Raw genomic sequence first — 20,041 nt, 5'->3', positions numbered from 1 at the left:
GGAAACTGTGATGACTGACTATTCAAGCTACTTCGACCTTGTAACCGAAACCCACGTTGAGATTGAAGACTGGTTTTCCGGTCTGGAACCCGGCGTGTTGCCGGTGCTGCTCGCCCGCTTCTCACCACAGTTTTCGATGATTACCCCGACCGGCAAAGTGCTGGATGCCAACGGTGTCGAGACCCTGTTTGAACAACTGCGCGGGGCCCGCCCGGGGTTAAAAATCACCCTCAGCGAATTCCAGGGCATCGCCTTGCACGCAGAAGGCGCGGTGGTCAGCTACCGGGAGCTGCAAGAAGAACACAACGGCACCCGCACCGACCGCCGGGCCACCGTGGTGTTTGAGCGCGACGCCAGTGGCAAGGTGCTGTGGCGTCATTTGCATGAGACGTTTAGCGCGGGTTAAGCGGGTATTTACCCTATTGCCAAAAAATTGTAGGAGCGAGCTTGTCTCGCGATCTTTTGATCTATTGCTCGCAGATACCCATTGCGGCGTTTAAAGCCTTTTGGATAAAAATCAAAAGATCGCGAGGCAAGCTCGCTCCTACACAGTTGTGCAGCTTATTTATCGGTTTGATCAACAATCACGGTGCAGGTGGTGCCCGCCGCCAGCAGGAAACCGTCCGGGATTTCGTCGATGTGGATGCGCACCGGCACACGCTGAGCCAGACGCACCCAGTTGAATGTCGGATTGACGTCCGCCACCAGTTCGCGGCTCTCGGGGTTGTCGCGGTCGTAGATACCGCGCGAGATGCTTTCTACGTGGCCTTTCAACACTTCGCCGCTCATCATTTGCAGCTCTGCGGTGTCGCCAACGCGAATGTGCGGCAGTTTGGTTTCTTCGAAGAAGCCGTAGACCCAGAACGAATCTTTGTCGATTACGGCCATTTTCGGATCGCCGACCCGTGCGTAGTCACCCGGGTGCACGTTGAGGTTGGTCACGTAGCCATCAACGGTGGCCACGACTTTGGTGCGTTTAAGGTTGAGCTTGGCCGCGTCCAGTTGCGCCTGTGCGTGCTGGTAATCAGCCAGGGCTGAATCGGCAATGTTACCGGCGTCGTCACGGTTTTCGCGGGAGATCACCAGGTTGTCCATGTCGGCCCGGCGACGGGCGTTCTGTTTGCGCATTTCCCAGGTGGCCTTGCGTGAAGCCACCAGCGACTCGGCCTGTTTGACGGCAATTTCGTAGTGCTCCGGGTCGATTTCCAGCAGTACATCGCCCTTTTTCACCAACTGGTTGTCTTTGACCGGCACGTTGACCACGTAGCCGTTGACGTCTGCGGCCACGTTGATGATGTCGGCGCGGACCCGCCCGTCGCGGGTCCACGGGGTGTTCATGTAATGCTCCCAGAGGGTGCGGCCGATCCATATCGCAAGGGCCAGAACCAGCAAGGTGGCAAGCAGGCTGAAGAACTTTTTCATCGGATCAGTCTCAACGGTAAACAGTGAGCGCCATGGCGCCAAAAAGACAAATGAACAGGCTCAGGCGCAGCAGCGCCGGGTGCCAGAAGAAGCGGTACAGGTCGTAGCCGGAAAACAGTCGGTCAAAGCCCCATGCCAACCCCGCCGCGATAAAAAACATCAGGGTCATGGTGGGCATGTAGACGCCGTGGAAGGCGATTTCACGAGGCATGTTCAAGTCCTTGCGGCTGGGCAAAATGAGCCAGCGGCGATTGCGGGTCGAGCAGTGAGGTACGAATAAAGTGCAGGTAGCTTTGCACCCGGACCAACGCCGAGGTGTCGAAGTTGCGCGCGAAAGGTTCGTCGGCGGCCTGCACCCTGCTGATGGCGTGATCGACCGCAATCAGCGCGCGCTCAAGGTTGTTTTCGCTGGGGGCGATAAACAAACGCACCAGCGAACGGCCCATCACGCGGATGGCCTGGCGCCAAGGCTGCGATTCGGCATACGCCGGGTGAATCGGCAAAATCGCCTGTTCTTTACGCAGCTCAATGATCGCGTGGCCCACTTCCAGCACTACAAACATCCAGCGCAGCAGTTCGCGTTGCACTTTGGGCTGACCGGCTGCCAGGCCATAGGCCTGGTGCATCAGGTCGCGGGTACGGCTTTCGAGGCTGGAGCTCAAACCGCGCAACTTGGCGCTGATGGCGTACACCACTTGTTCACGCAGGTCTTGTTCCAGACGGCTCCACAACCAGTGACTGTTGGGCGGCAGAATGATTGCCCCGGCCGCCGCGCACACCAGCATGCCCATGACCATGGCGATGTAGTCGTTGATGAACTGGTACGGGTTGTAGATGGTCAGGTTGTCAGGCACCGAACCGGTGCTGAAAAAGATCAGCAAGCCAAGCCCGACGCCCACGTAGTTGGCCCGCGAGGTGAGGAACGAGCCGAACACGATTACCGGGGTCAAGACCAGGCACAGCAGCGGGAAACCGTCGATGTGCGGCAGCACAAAGAACATTTCAACAAAGCCCACTATCGCGCCGATAAAAGTCCCGCAGGCCATTTGAAAGGCCATGCGTTTGGGGTTGGGCGTGGCCGCTGACAAGCCGACCGTGGCGGCGGCAATCAGGGTCATCATCGCCCCGCTCGGCCAGGCCGTCAGCACCCAGTAAGTGCCCAGCACCACCAGGATAAAGGCCGCGCGGATCCCTGAAGCGGCCGCCGACCACCAGTTGGTTTGCGAGATAAAGGGTTGGTCCCAACGCTCGCGTTCGTGGGTGTGATCGGCCAGCGACGCATGGGTCAACGCGTAGTTGTGCAAATCATCGACAAAGCGGAACAACAGTTCGAAGGCGGTGTTGAAGTCGAGAAACTCGGTGTCGCTGGGCTGGTTTTCGAGAAAGCTCACCCGCAGTGCGCGGACCTGGGCCGGCAGGCGGGTCTTGAACTCGGCCAATTGTTCAGCCAGCACCACGGCGTCTTTGTCGGTCAGGGAGCGGCCCGAATAGGCCTCCAGCAACTGCGCGAGCAATTCCATCTCAGGCTCGACCACCGAAATCACCGAGCCCACGCCCCGCGAGCGTAACCGCGCCAGCAGTTGATGCAAGGCGTTGAAGCGCGTGGTCACAGCCATGAACTCACTGTTGAGGCGGCTCAAACGGCCGCTGCGCCGACGCATGTGCGGGTCTTCGAAAACCGTCACGCTGCGCATGCCTTCCAGGCCCACGCTCTCGCCGATAAAGCGCACGTTGCTGGCTTCATAGGCTTCTTGGGTCGACTGGCCGCGCAGGCCTTCGGCGACAAACCCGGCAAACACGCCAAAGCGCTTGTACAGCGCGTCATGCATCGCTGCCCCGGCGGTTTTCGGCAGGATCGCGGCACTGACCACGGTTGAGCACAAAATGCCCAGCGAGATTTCCAGCACTCGCCATACGGCGGCCATAAACGCACCGTCCGGGTGCGCCAGGGCGGGCAGCCCCACCATGGCGGCGGTGTAACCGGCCAGGACGAAACCATAGGCGCGGAAGTTACGGCAACGCGCCGCACCGGCCGAGCAGATACCCACCCAAATCGCCAGCGAACCGAGAAACAGCACGGTGTTTTGCGCAAACAACGCGATCAACGCCACCATCACTGCCGAACCGGTCAGGGTGCCTAGAAACCGGTAAAAGCTTTTGGCGAACACTTGGCCGCTTTGCGGCTGCATCACGATAAACACGGTGATCATCGCGGTGCGCGGTTGTGGCAACTCCAGACGCATGGCCAACCACAGGGTCAGAAATGCGGCAATCAACACTTTGAAAATATGCACCCAGGTCACGCCATCGCTGCGTGCCCAGTCAAAAAAGCCTCGGCGCCATTCCAGCGAATACAGCCAGCGTACCGGGGCGGGCAAGTGGTTCATCTACAGGCTCTCAAAAGTGTGAAACCGGAACTCGTCGCAGGAGCTGCCGAAGGCTGCGATCTTTAAAAGATCGCGAGGCAAGCTCGCTCCTACAGGGTGGGGGCGCTGCGTCATTTATTGAACAAGGCCATAACCGCCCCAGGTTTGTTCGGCGCATAACGGTCGTCTTTGGGGACGTCGCTGCCTGCTTCCAGGCCCCCGCCCAATGCCGTCACCAATTCTGCGTGAGCACTCAAGCGCGCCGCCTCGACTTGCTGCTGGACTTCTTGCTGATGGAACAACAGGGTTTGCGCGTTGAGCACATTGAGGTAGTCGGTGAGGCCGCGCTGGTAGGCGATCATGGCGATGTCATAGGTTTTCTGCGCCGCTGCCACCGACTCGGCCGCGAACACTTGCTGCTTGTCCATGGACTCGCGTTTGATCAACTGGTCAGAGATGCCTTTGAGCGCGTTGACCAGGGTCTGGTTGTACCGGGCCACCGCCAGGTCATAACCGCCCGATGCCGCGCCCAACTCTGAGCGCAAGCGGCCGCCATCAAAGATCGGCAAGGAGATCGCCGGGCCGACGTTGTAGCTCATTTTCTGCGCCGTCAAAAAACCCAGCGCGGTGCCGCCTGTGGCCATAAAACCAAGGCTGCCGACCAAGTCCACGTTCGGGTAGAAATTGGCGTGGGCAACGTCGATGCCCCGGGCTTGCGCGGCCACTTCCCAACGGCTGGCAACCACGTCCGGGCGCTGGCCGAGCAATTGCGCAGGTAACGTCGATGGCAGTTTGAGCACTGTGTTCAACGCCAGGGTCGGGCGTTTGAGGCGTGCGCCCTCGCCCGGGCCTTTACCGGCCAGCGCGGCCAGTTGGTTACGCGTCAGGGCGATTTCTTCTTCCAGTGCGTCGATCTGGCGATGGGTTTCGGGCAGCGGCGCTTCAGCTTGACTGACTTCAAAATGGGTGCCGATGCCGCCGTCCAGGCGTCGCTGCGCCAGGTCGCGGATCTGCTCTTGCTGGTGCAGGGTCGATTCAACAATGTCGAGTTGCGCGTAGTGCAGCGACAACTGGATGTAGGTGCGGATCACATTGTTCTGCAACTCCAGTTGCGCCTGGCGCGCCTCGGCCACGCTCATGTGGGCCATGTCCACCGCTTGCTCGGTGGTATTGCTCTCACGGCCCCACAAATCCAGCGCATAACTGAAGCCTAACTGGGCGTTGTTGTCCCACGTATTGGCACTGTCCAGACCACCGGGACCATAGAACTGGTCCGACGGCCAGCCATGTCGTTTGAGCGCCGCTGTGCCATTGACTTGCAGGGACTCGGCAGACTCGGCCACACCGGCCATGGCTTTGGCCTGCCGCACACGGGCGGCGGCGATTGCCATGGTCGGGCTACCCTGTACAGCCAGGCTGATCCAACTGTCCAATTGCGGGTCGCCATAAGCGCGCCACCATTGGGCTGTGGGCCAGTTTGCGTCTTGCGCGGCGCTTTTAATCGCCTCGTCAGTGGCCAGGGTATTGGCATTGAGCATTTCGCCCTTGGGGGCAATGCCGCCGAAACCGATACAGCCATTTAATGCCAACGATAAAGCCAGAACACTGAGGGCTTTAAGCTCTCTGCTGATGCGACGCTGCACTGCTGCAAATTCCTGACATGAGGGGAGGTTTTTCGAGATAGATAAGTCTATGGCTTGGCAGGGGCAACGATAAGCTGGCATAACTGTGATTCTTTATTACCGTTCACAGAATAATCCGTAAGTCGCATGAGATCCGCTCAGTAAATCCTGAAACTTCATGTCACAATTTGTCGCTGTCTCCTTTGTTGCTGTCCCCTATACCGCCCTGAGAGCACTTCATGGACACTTTGCAAAACATGCGCGCCTTCAGTTGTGTGGCCGAAGCCGGTAGCTTTACCGCCGCGGCCGCCATGCTGGACACCACCACCGCTAACGTCTCGCGCGCGGTCTCCAACCTTGAGGCTCACCTGCAAACCCGCTTGCTCAACCGCACCACCCGGCGCATTGCCCTGACCGAAGCCGGCAAGCGCTATTTGCTGCGTTGCGAGCAAATCCTGGCGTATGTTGAAGAAGCTGAAGCCGAGGCCAGCGATGCGCACTCGCGCCCGGCCGGGCAACTGAAGGTGCACACCATGACCGGCATTGGCCATCACTTCGTGATCGACGCCATTGCCCGCTATCGCAAGACTCACCCGGACGTCACCTTCGACCTGACCTTGGCCAACCGTGTGCCGGATTTGCTCAACGAGGGCTACGACATTTCGATCGTGCTGGCCACCGAACTGCCGGACTCGGGGTTTGTGTCCCAGCGTTTGGGCATCACCTACAGCATCGTCTGCGCCTCTCCCGACTACGTGAAGGCCAACGGCAAAGCGCTCAAACCCAGCGACTTGCTCAACCACGCCTGCCTGCGCCTGGTCAGCCCGGTGATTGCCCTGGACAAGTGGGTGTTCGAAGGCCCCGAAGGCCAGGAAATGGTGTTGATCAATTCGTCTCCGTTTTTGGTCAACTCGGCCGATGCCATGCGCAACGCGATCATCAGCGGCATGGGCGTGGGCGTATTGCCGCTGTACTCCGCCATCGAAGGCCTGCGCAACGGCACACTGGTGAGGATATTGCCGCAGTACCGTTCGCAAGAGCTCAACCTGTACGCCATCTACCCGTCGCGCCAATACCTGGATGCGAAGATCAAAACCTGGGTCGAGTTTCTGCGCGGCACGCTGCCCGAAATACTTACCGCGCATCAGGTAGAGCTGGCTACGTACAGCTAAGGCGAACGGTGGGAGCGGGCTTGCTCGCGATGCAAGCAATGCGGTCTTTCTGGATACGCTCAGCGCCCCTATCGCGAGCAAGCCCGCTCCCACAAAAGCTAATCAGGGCTGCACAATTTCAGCGGGAATGTTAGCGTGCTTACATTCCCGACAGCCGACGAGCCTTGTACCGATGAGTCTTTCTAATACCAAGAAAACCGTACTTGCCTTCAGCCGCGTCACGCCAGCAATGGTCGAGCGCCTGCGAGAGGACTTCAACGTCATCGTGCCTGACCCCAAGCTGGGTGATATCAATGCTCAGTTTGAAGAAGCCCTGCCCCACGCCCATGGCTTGATCGGCGTTGGCCGCAAGTTGGGTCGCAAGCAGTTGGAAAACGCCAAAAACCTCGAAGTGGTGTCCAGCGTATCGGTGGGTTACGACAATTACGACGTCGATTACTTCAACGAGCGCGGGCTGATGCTCACCAACACCCCGGACGTGCTGACCGAAAGCACCGCCGACCTGGGTTTTGCCTTGATCATGAGCGCCGCGCGCCGCGTGGCAGAGCTGGACGCCTGGACCAAGGCCGGTGAATGGAAAGCCAGCGTAGGGCCAGCCTTGTTCGGCACCGATGTGCACGGCAAAACCTTGGGCATCGTCGGCATGGGCAATATCGGTGCTGCCGTTGCCCGTCGTGGCCGCCTGGGTTTCGGCATGCCGATTCTGTACAGCGGCAACAGCCGCAAGACTGAACTTGAACAAGAATTGGGCGCACAATTCCGCACGCTGGATCAGTTGCTGGCCGAGGCTGACTTCGTCTGCCTGGTGGTGCCACTGAGCGAAAAAACCAAGCACTTGATCAGCGAGCGTGAACTGAACCTGATGAAGAAAAGCGCGATTCTGGTGAACATCTCGCGTGGCCCGGTGGTGGACGAAGCGGCGCTGGTTCACGCACTGCAAAACAACACCATCCGCGGTGCAGGGTTGGACGTGTACGAGAAAGAGCCGCTGGCCGAATCACCGTTGTTTGCCCTGAAAAACGCCGTGACCTTGCCGCACATCGGCTCGGCCACTGAAGAAACCCGCGAAGCCATGGCCAACCGTGCACTGGCCAACCTGCGCAGCGCCTTGCTCGGCGAACGCCCGCAGGATCTGGTCAACCCGCAGGTATTCAAAGGCTAAACACAACCAAAATCGGTAGCCGCTGCCGCAGGCTGCGATAAGGGCGAAGGACCTTCAACAGCAGGGTCGCTACGCAACCCATCGCAGCCTTCGGCAGCGGCTACAGTGTTTTTTCAGGCCAGTTTGGCTGTCATCGGCACGGGCTTGGGTTTGCGAAACACCAGCACATTGCCCAGCATCACCAGAACCAGCCCGGCCAGCGCGGGGGCTGTCCACTGGTAGCCTTCGACAAACGCAGACACGTTCAGCGCCACCAGCGGGAACAGCACCGTGCAATACGCCGCGCGCTCCGGGCCCATGCGCCCGACCAGGGTCAGGTACGCAGTAAAGCCAATCACCGAGCCCGGAATCACCAGGTACAACAGCGAGCCGATGTAGCGCGTGTTCCATTCCATGTCGAACGGGATGCCGTTAAACGCGCAGTACACCGCCAGCATGCTCGCGCCATACAACATGCCCCACGCATTGGTGGTCAGCGGTTTGAGCCCGGCTTTTTGTTGCAGGCTGGAGAGCATGTTGCCCGCCGAAAAACACATCGTGCCGATCAGGGCCAGGCCCAACCCCAGCAAGGTTTGTGGTGTCGCGGTGTGCCCGCTTAATTCAGGCCAGAACAGCAGCGCCAGACCGAGCAAACCCATTGTTCCGCCGGCAATGACGTTACGGGCGATTTTCTGTTTGAAGAAGACCCGCGCATTCAAGGCGTTCCACAGGGTAGCCGTGGAGAACACCACCGCAATCAACCCCGTCGGCACCCACTGGCTGGCGGTCAAAAAGCACATGAAGTTCACGCAAAACAGGCACAAGCCCTGAGCCAGGCAGATCAAGTGCCCGCGCTTGTTCATCATTTGCAGCTTGCGACTGAGCAACAACACGGCAAACAACACCAGCGCCGCCAGCCCAAAGCGATAAACGATCGACACCGGAATGGCGACAACGCCCAATTGCAGTTTGAGGGCGATCCATGTGGTGCCCCAGATCAAAACCGTTAACACATACAAAAACAGATTCATGGCGCACTCCCGTCAATGGCTTGCAGTGTGTGGCCCTGCGTTGTGCGGCACTTGCAGATTCTTGCGCTTTTATTTACCCGGGGCTGGCAGGCGGCCTGTGACGGAGTAGGATGCAAGGCGTTGGAGAATTGACCATGCACACACTGCACACCCTGCACGTTTTTCAAGCCATGGGCAGCTCGCCCAATGCCCGGCTGGAGCACAGCGCCGAACTGGGTGACGGCATGGCTGCGGCGTTGTGGAGCAACCATCACGACGCGCGCAGCTACGAGGCGCCGACGCATCACACCTTGTCGTGCTATATCTCGGGCGGCACGGGCACCTTTCGTCGGGAAAAACCGGGCAGCAAAGGCTCGCCGGGCAAGCTCTGTGTGCTGCCCGCCGAACATCAATCGTCGTGGATCATCAATGGCGAAATTCGCCTGGCGCACGTGTATGTCAGCCAGGAGCAATTCGCCCTGGGTTGCATCACCCTGCTCGACCGCGAACCGCGCAGCCTGCAACTGCGCGAAATCACCTTTCAAGAAGACGAGCAGCAAAGCCTGCGCTTTCATCAGTTGATCAACCTGAACTGGAGCGAGCCGGGCGAACGCCTGCTGACCAGCAGCCTGGCCAGCACCCTGCTCGACCATGCGTTGCTCAATCAGGTGGGGATGCGCGACGGGCTGCAACTCAAAGGCGGGCTGGCCGCCCATCAGCGTCGCCACTTGGTTGAGAGCATTGAGCATTCATTGGCCGAGCCGCTCAGCATCGGGCAACTGGCGGCGCAATGCGCGCTGTCGCCCTACCACTTTGCACGCATGTTCCGCGAAAGCTTCGGTGTGCCGCCGCATCAATACGTGCTGGCCCGACGCATGGCCCGAGCGCGTGAGTTACTGCGCAACAGCTCGCTGGCGCTGGGCGATATCGCCCTGGCCTGCGGCTTTGCCAGCGCCAGCCATTTCACCAATCGGTTCAAGCAAAGCATGGGCGCCACGCCGGGGGAGTACCGGGCGGCTTTCATCCCATAACCTGTGGGAGCGGGCTTGCTCGCGATTGGGTCTCTGCCCGGATATCCGCGTCGTCTGCATCGCGAGCAAGCCCGCTCCCACCCAAGGCCATAGCCTGCGGGCTTAAAACTCCAGGGTGCTGGACAGGGTGAACTGGCGCGAATCTCCGATCGAGACGAAGGTACGGCTGGCCGCCGAGGTGTAGTAGGTGCGGTCAAACAGGTTTTTGACGTTGAACTGGAATTTGACCTTTTGCCCTTCAATGCGGGTGTCGTAGGTGGCAAAGGCATCGGCCACGGTGTACGACGGCAGGTCGAAGTCGTTCAGGGCATCGCCCGCCCGTTCGCCCACATAGCGTGCACCCGCGCCGACCCGCAACTTGTCACCCCCAATGATGTTGCCGAAGTCATACACTGCCGACACCGAGCCGCTGTTTTTGGCCACGTTCTGCAAGCGCATGCCTTGGTAGGTGTTGTCTTTGGTCACTTCAGCATCGGTGTAGGCGTAGCTGCCGATCAGGCTCCAGTTGTCACTCAACTGACCGCTGACGTCCAGTTCCAGGCCACGTGAGCGAACCTGGCCCGCCGTCGAGTAAACGGTGTCTGCGCCCACGGTTGTCGACACCAGTACGTTGCGTTTTTTTATGTCGTACAGCGCCACCGTGCCGGTAATGCGTCCCGGAATGTCCAGCTTGGCGCCCAGTTCCCACGATTTTGACTGCTCAGGGGCAATGGCCGAGTCGAGTACCACGCCGCCATCCAGCGGGGCGATGCTGGAGTTGGGCTTGAACGATTCGGTGTAGCTGCCGTAGAACGACAACTCATCGGTGTAGCGGTACACCAGCCCTGCACGCGGAATCCATTTAACCCCGTTAGTATCCGTACTGGCTTTGAACGGGATGGCTTTACCCGCCAATTGGTCGTACTTCTGGAAACGCGCACCCGCCACCAGAATCCATTGATCGGTGAGGTGAATGGAGTCTTGGGCAAATAACGAATCGCTGCGCAACAGGTCGGTCTGATTGCTGTCCTTGGCGCTGACCGTGGTGCCCGCCACTTCATTGCCGTACACCGGATTGAGGTAGCTGAAGGTGGACTTGCTGTTTTGGCGGATCAATTCAGCACGGTAGATTTTGCGGTATTCGTCATCCAGGCCAAATACCAGGTCATGCTGCATACCCGCCGCCTGAACCTTGCCTTGCAGGCTGACTGTAGAAAAGCGGTCGGTGGTGAGGGCGCCTTTGGTACCGTCCATGCTGCGGGTCAGGGTACCGTCCGAGTTGACCTTGGTCACACGCACTTGGCTAGCGTCGTAGGTTTCGCGGTTCCAGCTGTAGCCGAAGTGGGCTTTCCAGTCGTCGTTGAGGTCATGATCGACTTCAAAGCGGTACAGGTCCGAACGTCCTTCCATGTTGTTGAAAGGCTCATCCAGACGGCGCGTGGCCGGGATGTCCAGCGGATGGTTGGTCTTTGGGTTGATCGCCGTGCCACGGTCAAATGGCGAGAGGAATTCGCGGTGTTCGTAGGCCATTAACACTTGAGTGTTGTCGCCGTACCAAGCCAGCGACGGCGCCACGAGGGTTTCGCGGTGCACGCCAAAGTTGCGCCAGTAATCTTCGTCTTCGTGGTCGACGATCATCCGGTAAGCCAGCCCCGAATCACCCAAAGGGCCAGTACTGTCCAGGCTGCCACCGCTGCCGTTTTTACCCGAGCCATAGCTCGAACCGCGCACGGTCACGGCGTTGTACTGCTCCAGCAACGGTTTTTTGCTGACCACGTTGACCACTCCGCCCGGGTCTTGAATGCCGTAGAGCAACGAAGCCGGGCCTTTGAGCACCTCGACCCGCTCAGCGGTGGCATTCAGCGCCCGCCCCTGCACGATGGGCATGCCGTCGCGCATGATCGAGCCGTCGCGGTTGTCACCAAAACCGCGCTTCATCACCGAGTCCTGGGTGCTACCCAGCGTATTGCCCTGGGTGATGCCGCTGATATTGTTCAGCGCGTCATCGAGGTTGCGCGGCGCCTGATCGCGAATCACCTGCGCGGGCACCACGTTGATGGTTTGCGGGGTTTCCATGGACGAACCCGTGCCGCGCATCACCGATGACGTGGCGGGAGGCTGATAGGTGGTGTCGTTTTGCATCTGCGAGGTAATGCTGGTCGCCCCCAGATTCAGCGCATCCCCGGTCGGCTGCGGCTCAAGGGCGTAGGTGGTGGCGTCAATACGGCGGACGTTGAAGCCCGAATGCGCCAGCAATTGCTGCAAAGCCTGATCTGCACTCAGGCGACCTTTAATGGCCGGTGCTTGCAGGCCGAATGGCGCCTCATCGGTGTAAACCACACTGAGGCCGGTCAAGCGGCTGAAATCGTTTAATGCCTGGGGCAACGCCTTAGCCGGCAGATTGAAATCAAACAGCGCCACGGGTTGCTGCTGCGCAACGTCTTGCGCCAACGCCACGCTCAACGGGCTGAGTGCCAGACCTGCCATCACCAACGCAGACGCGCCCATCCACTGCTTTACCGAACCGCCTGCCGCCGACCTTGCCCTGGACTTCATGCTCATGACCTGTGTATGACTTGTTACGGAATACGAATTTTTCGCATTTTCAAGCACTACACGGATGGGCTCAGGGTTTACCTCACCTGTTATTGAAAAATAATTTTAAATCTCCCCCTGAATACCCTCAGGGAATTTCTGACGGGCATGTAGCACAGCCAAAATATCGATCTGGTCCGTCACTCGGTAGATCACCAGATAATTAGGCCGCACGACGATTTCACGAGTGCCGGGCATCCGGCCAAACCGATACAGGTGAGGGTTTGCTGGCAGAGCAGAAGTCGCAGCTTCAATGGCCAGGGTCAGTTCAACCGCTGCAGCAAGGTTATGGTCGGCGATGTAGTCAATAATTTTCATGAGGTCAGCCCGAGCCTCGGGCCGTCATTCAATCCGCACTGTGCGTGTTGCGCTTCAATTCAATAAGCGCCCGCATATCGGCCATTACTTGATCGTGCGGGACTCCGGGGCCTGGATCATCCAGCGCGGCTTGTACCTTGGCGTGAAACCAACGGTCATAACTGGCAGCCTGCTCTTGGGTTTCGAACGTTTTAGCAGCGGACTCTGCAACACAGTGCGTATGTTTGGCGCTCATGGGGGAGCCCTCCGGGTGAATGTTCGTGAGTCTAATCCGTACCTGATTCACTGTCGTTGCCGGGCCGATGAAGGGGGTGAACCAGATGTACTCAGGCTAGGCTTGAGAATCGGCTTTCACAAGCAAGGCACGCCGCTTTGGCTTGAGAGAAAAGTCCGGTAATCAGCGCAGAACAATCACCTTCCCAAACAGGTTGTGCTGTTCAAACCCGAGCACGCCTTGCAGGGAATTAATCACTGTTTGCGGGTCCTGGCTGGGGAAGCTGCCGCTGATACGCCGTTCACCCAACTGCGCATTCAGCAGCACAATCTGCCCGGGGTAATAACGCTTGAGGTCGGCCACGACATCGGCCAGCGGGGTTTTGTAGTACGTCAGCCAGCCCGTGCGCCAGCCCAGTTGTGCAAGGCTGTCGACGCGGTGCACGGTGTCTGCCGTGCCTGCGGCGTAGGCCACTTGTTGATCAGCGGTAAGAATCTGCTGCGGCGCCTGTTTGTCAGCCTTGACCCCGACCCGCCCGGACAACACCGTGACCTGCGCGCCGCCAGGCTGTAAACGAACCTCAAACTCGGTGCCCAACACCCGCGCTTCGCCGCCGTCGGCATCCACCACAAATGGCTGGCCGGTGTGGGTGACGTGAAAAAACGCCACGCCCCGGCGCAATTCGACATGTCGCTCGTTGCCACTGAAGTTCACAGCAATGGCGCTGTCGGCGCCCAGCGTCACTTCGGATTGATCGGCCAGGGTCAAGGTTCGCACTTGCCCCGGCGCACTGACGTAATCGGCGCCCAGATCATTTAGCCAGCGCATGGGTTGCCAACCGGCGAACACCCCGACCATCAGCAACAGGCAGGCTGCTACGGCGAGGCCGCTGGACCAGCGTGCCAGGCGATGACGGCGGCTGACGTTCATCTGCGACAGGTAGCGCTGCATCACCAGCGCTTCTTCATTGGCCAAGGTGCTGCCCGCCACTTCGCTCAGTTCCCACACCACTTGCGCCTGCGCGTAGGCCTCGGCATGGGCCGGGTCTGCTTGCAGCCAGCGGCTGAAGGTGGCCTGGTCGCCGCTGTCGGGCTGGTCATGCAGCACGCTCAGCCATTGCAGCGCGGTGCGCTCCTGCTCGGGTGTCACCTGGATCTTCGAATGTTGAGTCACGATGCTGTCCCTGGCGGCTCTCGCAAGCTGGCCTTGCAGGCCTCTAGGGCGCGCATCATATGTTTTTCGACGGCACTTTGGGACACGCCTGTGACCTTGGCGATCTCGGCATAGGTGCGGCCATGGATGCGATTGAGCAAAAAGATGTGCCGGGTGCGCTCCGGCAGGCTGCGCAAGGCCGCCTCGACCTGGCGCAAATCATTGCCCGCCTCCAGCGCCGCCTGCGGCTCACAGCCTTGGGCGTCAGGCTCGGTCTGCCAATGCTGGTTGAGCCGGTCGCGGCTGCCTTCGCTGCGCAGATGGTCGATAGCGATGTTGCCCGCGCAACGCAGCAAATAAGTGCCCAGTTCCTCAACCTGAACCAAGGGCCGACGCCAGAACCGCAAAAACAAATCCTGAACCAGATCGGCGGCCGTGGCCCGGCAGCCCACGCGGCGGCTGACCAGCGCTTCCATTTGTGGGCGCTGGGATAAAAACACCTGCAGAAAATGCGCACGTCCATGGCGCGATTCACTGCCAGGTCCATCCTTGAGTTCGGGAGGGTTCATGGGCGTCGAGGCGGGAAGTCAAAAAGAAGGCGGATATTAATGATAAATATTCTCATATGCAAAAGCAGATGACGGGCTGTGCTGAATCCTTTGATCAAGGGTGATTGCTCAATCCAATCCCTCGCTACTACAATGCGAACAATTCTTGTTCTCTAAAGCGTCTTCTGCGCAGCTGGAGTGGTCGTTGCCCCCGTCAAACACCGTCGAGGTTCTCTATCAGGACCACCACAGCTGGCTCACCGCCTGGCTGCGGCGCAAGCTGGGTTGCCCGCAAGGCGCTGCCGATCTGGCGCAAGACACCTTTATGCGGCTGCTGACCGCCCGCGAAACACCGACCATTGCCGAACCCCGGGCTTTTTTGACCGTGGTTGCCAAGCGCGTGCTGTTTAACCACTATCGTCGCCAGGAGCTGGAGCGCGCCTATTTGCAGGCGCTGGCAGAGCTGCCCGAGACGCTGGTGCCGTCTGAAGAAGACAAAGCCATCATCCTGCAAACCCTCGCCGAGCTGGATCAATTGCTCGACGGCCTGCCCTCGCCGGTCAAGCGTGCCTTTTTGCTGGCACAGGTCGATGGCCTGAGCTATGCCGAGATCGGCGCGCAACTGGGCATTTCGATTGCCACGGTTAAACGCCACCTGAACAAAGCCGCCCTGCGCTGCTACTTCGCCCTGTGAACGGCGCCTTTAATCATCCGCCAGACATCACCCCGGGGGTCGCCGAGCAAGCGGTGAGCTGGCTGGTGGAAATGCAGGGCGGCGCGCTTAGCCCCCGGCGCCAGCAAGCCTGGGAGCATTGGCTACAGGCCCACAGCGAACACCAACGCGCCTGGGAGCATATTCAGCGGGTCAACCAACGCTTGCGCGGGCTGTCCTCGCCCCTAGCCCACGCCGCGTTGAACGCGCCGAAAAGCAGCAGCCGTCGCCACGCCCTCAAGCTGTTGCTGTTGTTGGGCACGGGCTCGGCACTGACCTACGGCCTGCGCGACCAATTGCCGATCACCCCGCTGCTGGCGGATTACAGCAGCCCGGTCGGCCAGCGTCGCAAAGTGCAGTTACAAGACGGCAGCCTGATCCAGCTCAACACCGCCAGCTCGGTGGATGTGAACCTCAACGCCCAGCAGCGCGTGATTCGTCTGCTGGAGGGCGAGATGCAGCTGATTACCGCTAAAGATCCCCGGCCTTTGCAGGTGCTCACCGCCGATGGCCTGTTGCAGCCGCAGGCCGCGCGCCTGAACCTGCGCCAATTCAATAACCGCACCGAACTGGCCGTGTTTGATGGCCGGGTCGCGCTGTCACCGGCCGATCACACCGGCAGCCCGTTGTGGGTAAACGCCCATCAGCAGGTGAGCTTTAACCGCTTGGCCTGGAGCACTCCGCAGGCGCTGGACGCTGGCAGCGGCGCCTGGACTGACGGCATGTTGGTGGCCGCACATATGCGCCTGCAAGACTTTCTGGCCGAACTGGGCCGCTACCGCCGCGGCCAACTCAATTGCGACCCTAAAGTCGCTGAGCTGCTGATCTCCGGCACTTACCCGATAGACGAGAGCGAGCGGATCCTAAGCCTGCTGGAAATCAGCCTGCCGGTGCGGGTCAGACGCTTTACCCGATACTGGGTGACGGTCGAGGCACGTGCGTAGCCCCCTGTAGGAGCGAGCTTGCCTCGCGATCTTTTTAAAGATCAAAAGATCGCGAGGCAAGCTCGCTCCTACACGATGTGTGTTTATTTCAAAGAACGTGAGCTGTTTTTAAATCTGGCGTGACAGAGAAGGTAAGCCACTTCGATTTATCCCTTCTTCTCAGGACTTTTTCATGCCCGCTCAGCCGTTCCGTCTTACGTCCCTGGCCAGTGTGTTACTGGGTGCCAGCCTCAGCTTCAACGCCGTTGCCGAGGCTGACGCCAAGCACTATCACATCGCGCCCTCCTCCCTGGAAAACGCGCTGAATCAGTTTGGACGTGAAGCCGGGGTGCTGATTTCGTTCAGTTCGGCCGCCGCCAGTGGCCTGCAAAGCCACGGTCTTGAAGGTAACTTCAACCCGGAGCAAGGCTTGCAAACGTTACTCGAAGGCACTGGCCTGCAAGCCCGTTCTGAAGGCGAAGGGGCCTTTAGCCTGCAACCGGCACCCGCTGCTAACGCCCCGCAGAGTATCGAACTGGGCGCCTCCAGCGTGGTCGGTGACTGGCTGGGCGATGCCGAGCAAATCAATGTGTTCGAGCATCCGGGCGCCCGTGACGTGATCCGCCGCGAAGAGTTCGAACGCCAGGGTGCCACGTCTGCCCGCGAGGTGCTCAACCGCATTCCCGGCGTCAACGCCCCGGAAAACAACGGCACCGGCAGCCATGACATGGCCCTCAACTTCGGCATACGCGGCCTCAACCCGCGTCTGGCTACGCGTTCGACGGTGTTAATGGACGGCATTCCGGTGCCGTTTGCGCCGTACGGTCAGCCTCAGTTGTCTTTTGCCCCGGTAAGCATGGGCAACATGGATGCAGTGGATGTGGTGCGCGGCGGCGGTGCCGTGCGTTATGGCCCACAAAACGTGGGCGGCATCGTCAACTTTGTGACCCGCGCGATTCCCGTCGAGCCGACGGTCAAAGTGGGCGTTCAGACCGAAACCAGCCCGTCGTCCACACAGGACGGCTTCAAGAAAACCGCCAACCTGCTGGCAGGCGGCACGGCCGACAATGGCCTGGGCGGCGCCGTGCTTTACTCCGGAACCCGTGGCAGCGACTGGCGCGAACACAGCGACACGCGCATCGATGACCTGATTCTCAAGGGCAACTACCAGCTCGACGAAGCCAACAGTTTCAACGCCATGGCCCAGTACTACGACGGCGAGGCCCAAATGCCGGGCGGCCTGAGCACCGCGGCTTACAAGGCTGACCCGTATCAATCGACCCGCCCGAACGACAAGTTCTGGGGCCGCCGTACGCTGGTCAATTTTGGTTATCGCTACCAGGAAGACCGCCGCGAGTTCACGGTGAACAGCTTCTTCACCAAAACCCTGCGCAGCGGGTATCTGGATCAAGGCACCTTCCTCTCGCTGTCACCCCGCGAGTACTGGGTGCGCGGGGTTGAAACGCGCCTGGCCCAAGGCTTTGACCTGGGCAGCAGCGTGCACGAAGTGGGCGTGGGCTATCGCTACATCAACGAAGCCGGGCACGAGTTGCGCTACCGCACGCCTATCGCTGACAACCAACTACCGACCACCAGCAGCCGCAACGACCGCGACACCCGCGGCGCCACCGAAGCGCACGCCTTTTTCATCGACGACAAAATCAACATCGGCAAGTGGACATTCACGCCCGGCATTCGCTACGAAATGATCGAACAGCAGCAAACCAACCTGCTGACCCACGTGAAATATAAAGGCGACTACAACACGCCGTTGCCAGCACTCAACGTGATGTACCACGTCACCGACAGCTGGAACATCTACGCCAACACCGAAGGCTCGTTCGGCAGTGTGCAGTACAGCCAGATGCCGAACCGGGTCACCGGCGGTGAAGTAAAACCTGAAAAAGCCCGTACTTGGGAACTGGGCACGCGCTACGACAATGGCAACCTGCGCGCGGAGATCGGCGCATTTTTGATCAACTTCAACAATCAATACGACAGCAACCAGACCACCGACACCGTGATCGCTCGGGGGAAAACCCGCCATCAAGGCATCGAAGCCAGCGTCAACTATGCGCTCGAAGGCTTGAGCCCGGAACTGGCCGGTTTCGACGTGTATGCCACCTATGCCTATGTTGACGCGACCATCCGCGAAGATGGGCCAAACAAAGGCAATCGTGTGCCGTTCTCCTCGAAAAACAAAGGCAGCGTTGGCGTTGCTTACACCCAAGGCCCGTGGAAGGCCAATCTGGACAGCACCTTCCAGAGCAACCAGTTCGCTGACAACGCCAACACCCGCACCGAAAGCGCTGACGGCAGCACCGGCCTGATCCCCGGCTACATGCTGTTCAACACCCGCGTCGGCTACGATTTCGGCCATCAATTATCTGACTTGAACGTGGCTGTCGGGGTTAAAAATATTTTCAACCACGAGTACTACACACGCTCGTTTGACGACAACAACAAGGGCAAATACGTGGGCGAACCTCGCACCGTGTACGTCCAGACCTCTGTTGCATTTTGATATAAATCGGCCATGGCCCGCCCACGCGGGCCTTTGTCCCTGTCAAAGACTGACGCGGATCAGGGCCAATGATTGTTCCTGAAAAAAGTGCTTGAAATATTTGCTCATCGGCTCAAACACTGTAGGTGAGCGCTGACGATGAACCTTTGAGTCGCGAGGCCGTCACAACTCACACGAGCACGCTAGATAAGGGAAGCATTATGCAAACTGAAGTCTTTTCCGATAAAAACATCGCTGTTGACGCACGCACCCAGAATTGGGTGACAGCTACAGTTGAAGTTACGCTCGAGCGTTACCTGTTAGACCTGACTCGAGTCATCGTGCATGTCACCGATGAGAATGGCGGCAAGTCCGGTCCAAAAGACAAACGCTGCAAAATGGAGGCTCGTCCAAAAGGTCACCAACCGATTCTGGTATCCCACGACGCTAATGAACTGACACTCGCCGTTGAAGGCGCTGCGACCAAACTGCAGCACGCTCTGGAGCATTTGTTCGGCAAGCTGCGTGGTAAACACACCGCAAAACTGCCCGTTGAGGGGTTCGGAGAGAAAGAGCACAAAACCAGTGCTGACGTTTTGCTCGAAGAAGAATTCCTGGAAAAAGAACAGGCTGCACTCAACAGCTGATTCAGCGCCAAGCGCACTAAAAAAGGGCGGGCTTACTTCGGTAAGTCCGCCCTTTTTTGTGGTGCAAAAACGCCAGATTACAATTCGCCCTTCTCCACCTCCGGGTGCTCGCCAGAACCGGCGCCGGTCTTGCGATGCGGGTTTTCGATCTTCACTGACGGGAACTGCGAGGACGCATAGCGCACCACCAGAATCGCAAACGCCAGCAGCAGAATCGCCCCGGTCAGGTACACCACGCCCATGTCTGGCGGGTTGTGGTGCGAGACGTTGGAAATCAGCAAACGGGTCAGCGCCGTGATCGCCACGTAAATCAGGAAGCGCACGGGCATGTGGTTGGTCTTGAAATAAATCCCGACCATCGCCCCCAGTTCCAGGTAGATAAACAGCAGCAGAATGTCGTCGATGCTGATGTTGCCCTTCTCCACCATCTGCAGAAATTCCATCACCGCCGCCCAGGCAGTGACTGCACCAATGGCGAACAAGGCCAGGTAGTGGAAGGTTTCAACGAACAAATTGCCCATCGATTCGGCCAGCTCATGGACCCGGCGACGTAGCTTCTCAGCTTTGTTTACTCTCACGATGCAGCTCCTTGAGTCGATTAAAACGGATCATCCGCGATGAACGTGACGCTTTCTGCATGCAGAAAAAAGGCCAGTCACCGCCAGTGAGATGATGGCCAGCCGCGA

The 20,041-nt window shown here is 59.3% G+C and carries 18 protein-coding genes and 1 pseudogene; 8 read left to right on the top strand and 11 right to left on the bottom strand.

Translation table 11 applies throughout. The features are described from left to right. Positions 1–10 precede the first annotated feature (10 nt). Positions 11–406, top strand: coding sequence for a DUF4440 domain-containing protein (locus tag GHO25_RS09710; protein WP_153330431.1), 396 nt, complete (start codon positions 11–13; stop codon positions 404–406). Between the two features lie 155 nt (positions 407–561). Here GHO25_RS09710 and GHO25_RS09705 read toward each other — a convergent pair whose 3' ends face one another. The 4 genes from GHO25_RS09705 to GHO25_RS09690 all read right to left on the bottom strand — a co-directional run bounded on the left by GHO25_RS09705 (position 562) and on the right by GHO25_RS09690 (position 5,431). Continuing rightward, positions 562–1,422, bottom strand: a complete 861-nt coding sequence (locus GHO25_RS09705) for an HlyD family secretion protein (RefSeq protein ID WP_048368256.1) — start codon at positions 1,420–1,422, stop codon at positions 562–564. A gap of 10 nt (positions 1,423–1,432) precedes the next feature. Continuing rightward, positions 1,433–1,633, bottom strand: a complete 201-nt coding sequence (locus GHO25_RS09700) for a DUF1656 domain-containing protein (RefSeq protein ID WP_048368258.1) — start codon at positions 1,631–1,633, stop codon at positions 1,433–1,435. Further along, positions 1,623–3,809 carry an FUSC family protein gene (locus GHO25_RS09695; protein WP_048368259.1) on the bottom strand — a complete coding sequence of 729 codons (2,187 nt, stop codon included), beginning with the start codon at positions 3,807–3,809 and terminating at the stop codon, positions 1,623–1,625. The genes GHO25_RS09700 and GHO25_RS09695 overlap by 11 nt, the downstream gene beginning before the upstream one ends. Before the next feature lie 110 nt (positions 3,810–3,919). Next, entirely contained in the window at positions 3,920–5,431 is a 1,512-nt protein-coding gene (locus tag GHO25_RS09690) for an efflux transporter outer membrane subunit (RefSeq protein ID WP_048368261.1), read from the bottom strand. A gap of 218 nt (positions 5,432–5,649) precedes the next feature. Between GHO25_RS09690 and GHO25_RS09685 the strand changes: the two genes are divergently transcribed. Together GHO25_RS09685 and GHO25_RS09680 are read left to right on the top strand one after the other, a co-directional pair. Beyond that, a complete protein-coding gene (locus GHO25_RS09685; protein WP_048368263.1) occupies positions 5,650–6,582 on the top strand; it encodes a LysR family transcriptional regulator in 933 nt (310 codons plus the stop codon). 172 nt (positions 6,583–6,754) lie between these two features. Continuing rightward, the gene (locus tag GHO25_RS09680) at positions 6,755–7,744 is read left to right on the top strand and encodes a D-glycerate dehydrogenase (protein WP_153390681.1); all 990 of its coding nucleotides are present in this window, start codon (positions 6,755–6,757) and stop codon (positions 7,742–7,744) included. A 113-nt stretch (positions 7,745–7,857) separates the two neighbouring features. On the opposite strand, the gene GHO25_RS09675 is transcribed toward GHO25_RS09680, so the two are convergent. After that, positions 7,858–8,754 carry a DMT family transporter gene (locus tag GHO25_RS09675; RefSeq protein WP_153390680.1) on the bottom strand — a complete coding sequence of 299 codons (897 nt, stop codon included), beginning with the start codon at positions 8,752–8,754 and terminating at the stop codon, positions 7,858–7,860. Positions 8,755–8,888: 134 nt separating this feature from the next. Here GHO25_RS09675 and GHO25_RS09670 point away from each other — a divergent pair, with 134 nt between their 5' ends. Further along, entirely contained in the window at positions 8,889–9,764 is an 876-nt protein-coding gene (locus GHO25_RS09670) for a helix-turn-helix domain-containing protein (protein WP_048368473.1), read from the top strand. A gap of 102 nt (positions 9,765–9,866) precedes the next feature. Here GHO25_RS09670 and GHO25_RS09665 read toward each other — a convergent pair whose 3' ends face one another. From GHO25_RS09665 to GHO25_RS09645, 5 genes and pseudogenes are all read right to left on the bottom strand, one after another. Continuing rightward, entirely contained in the window at positions 9,867–12,299 is a 2,433-nt protein-coding gene (locus GHO25_RS09665; protein WP_153390679.1) for a TonB-dependent receptor, read from the bottom strand. 105 nt (positions 12,300–12,404) lie between these two features. Next, positions 12,405–12,680: pseudogene (locus GHO25_RS09660) on the bottom strand (type II toxin-antitoxin system RelE/ParE family toxin); the annotation flags it as partial. A gap of 4 nt (positions 12,681–12,684) precedes the next feature. After that, a complete protein-coding gene (locus tag GHO25_RS09655; protein WP_048391037.1) occupies positions 12,685–12,891 on the bottom strand; it encodes a hypothetical protein in 207 nt (68 codons plus the stop codon). Between the two features lie 162 nt (positions 12,892–13,053). Next, complete coding sequence (locus GHO25_RS09650) at positions 13,054–14,043, bottom strand: FecR family protein (RefSeq protein WP_178110043.1); 990 nt, start codon at positions 14,041–14,043, stop codon at positions 13,054–13,056. Continuing rightward, positions 14,040–14,591, bottom strand: a complete 552-nt coding sequence (locus GHO25_RS09645) for an RNA polymerase sigma factor (protein ID WP_048368273.1) — start codon at positions 14,589–14,591, stop codon at positions 14,040–14,042. The genes GHO25_RS09650 and GHO25_RS09645 overlap by 4 nt, the downstream gene beginning before the upstream one ends. Before the next feature lie 184 nt (positions 14,592–14,775). On the opposite strand from GHO25_RS09645, the gene GHO25_RS09640 reads away from it, so the two are divergent. The 4 genes from GHO25_RS09640 to GHO25_RS09625 all read left to right on the top strand — a co-directional run bounded on the left by GHO25_RS09640 (position 14,776) and on the right by GHO25_RS09625 (position 19,355). Beyond that, the gene (locus GHO25_RS09640; protein WP_048368275.1) at positions 14,776–15,264 is read left to right on the top strand and encodes a sigma-70 family RNA polymerase sigma factor; all 489 of its coding nucleotides are present in this window, start codon (positions 14,776–14,778) and stop codon (positions 15,262–15,264) included. After that, a complete protein-coding gene (locus GHO25_RS09635; RefSeq protein ID WP_178110042.1) occupies positions 15,261–16,226 on the top strand; it encodes a FecR family protein in 966 nt (321 codons plus the stop codon). The genes GHO25_RS09640 and GHO25_RS09635 overlap by 4 nt, the downstream gene beginning before the upstream one ends. 172 nt (positions 16,227–16,398) lie before the next feature. Continuing rightward, positions 16,399–18,729 (top strand): TonB-dependent Fe(3+) dicitrate receptor FecA, encoded by a 2,331-nt coding sequence (fecA, locus tag GHO25_RS09630; protein ID WP_153390676.1) that lies wholly within the window; start codon positions 16,399–16,401, stop codon positions 18,727–18,729. Between the two features lie 200 nt (positions 18,730–18,929). After that, on the top strand, positions 18,930–19,355 hold the full coding sequence (locus tag GHO25_RS09625) for an HPF/RaiA family ribosome-associated protein (RefSeq protein ID WP_048391044.1): 426 nt from the start codon (positions 18,930–18,932) through the stop codon (positions 19,353–19,355). Between the two features lie 77 nt (positions 19,356–19,432). On the opposite strand, the gene GHO25_RS09620 is transcribed toward GHO25_RS09625, so the two are convergent. Next, complete coding sequence (locus GHO25_RS09620) at positions 19,433–19,933, bottom strand: phosphate-starvation-inducible protein PsiE (protein WP_019410844.1); 501 nt, start codon at positions 19,931–19,933, stop codon at positions 19,433–19,435. Positions 19,934–20,041 lie beyond the last annotated feature (108 nt).

Origin of the sequence: Pseudomonas sp. FSL R10-1350, assembly GCF_009600525.1 — a bacterium.
GTDB lineage: Bacteria > Pseudomonadota > Gammaproteobacteria > Pseudomonadales > Pseudomonadaceae > Aquipseudomonas > Aquipseudomonas helleri.
Note: the sequence above shows the minus strand (reverse complement) of the source record. Positions and strands in the feature narration are given on the sequence as shown.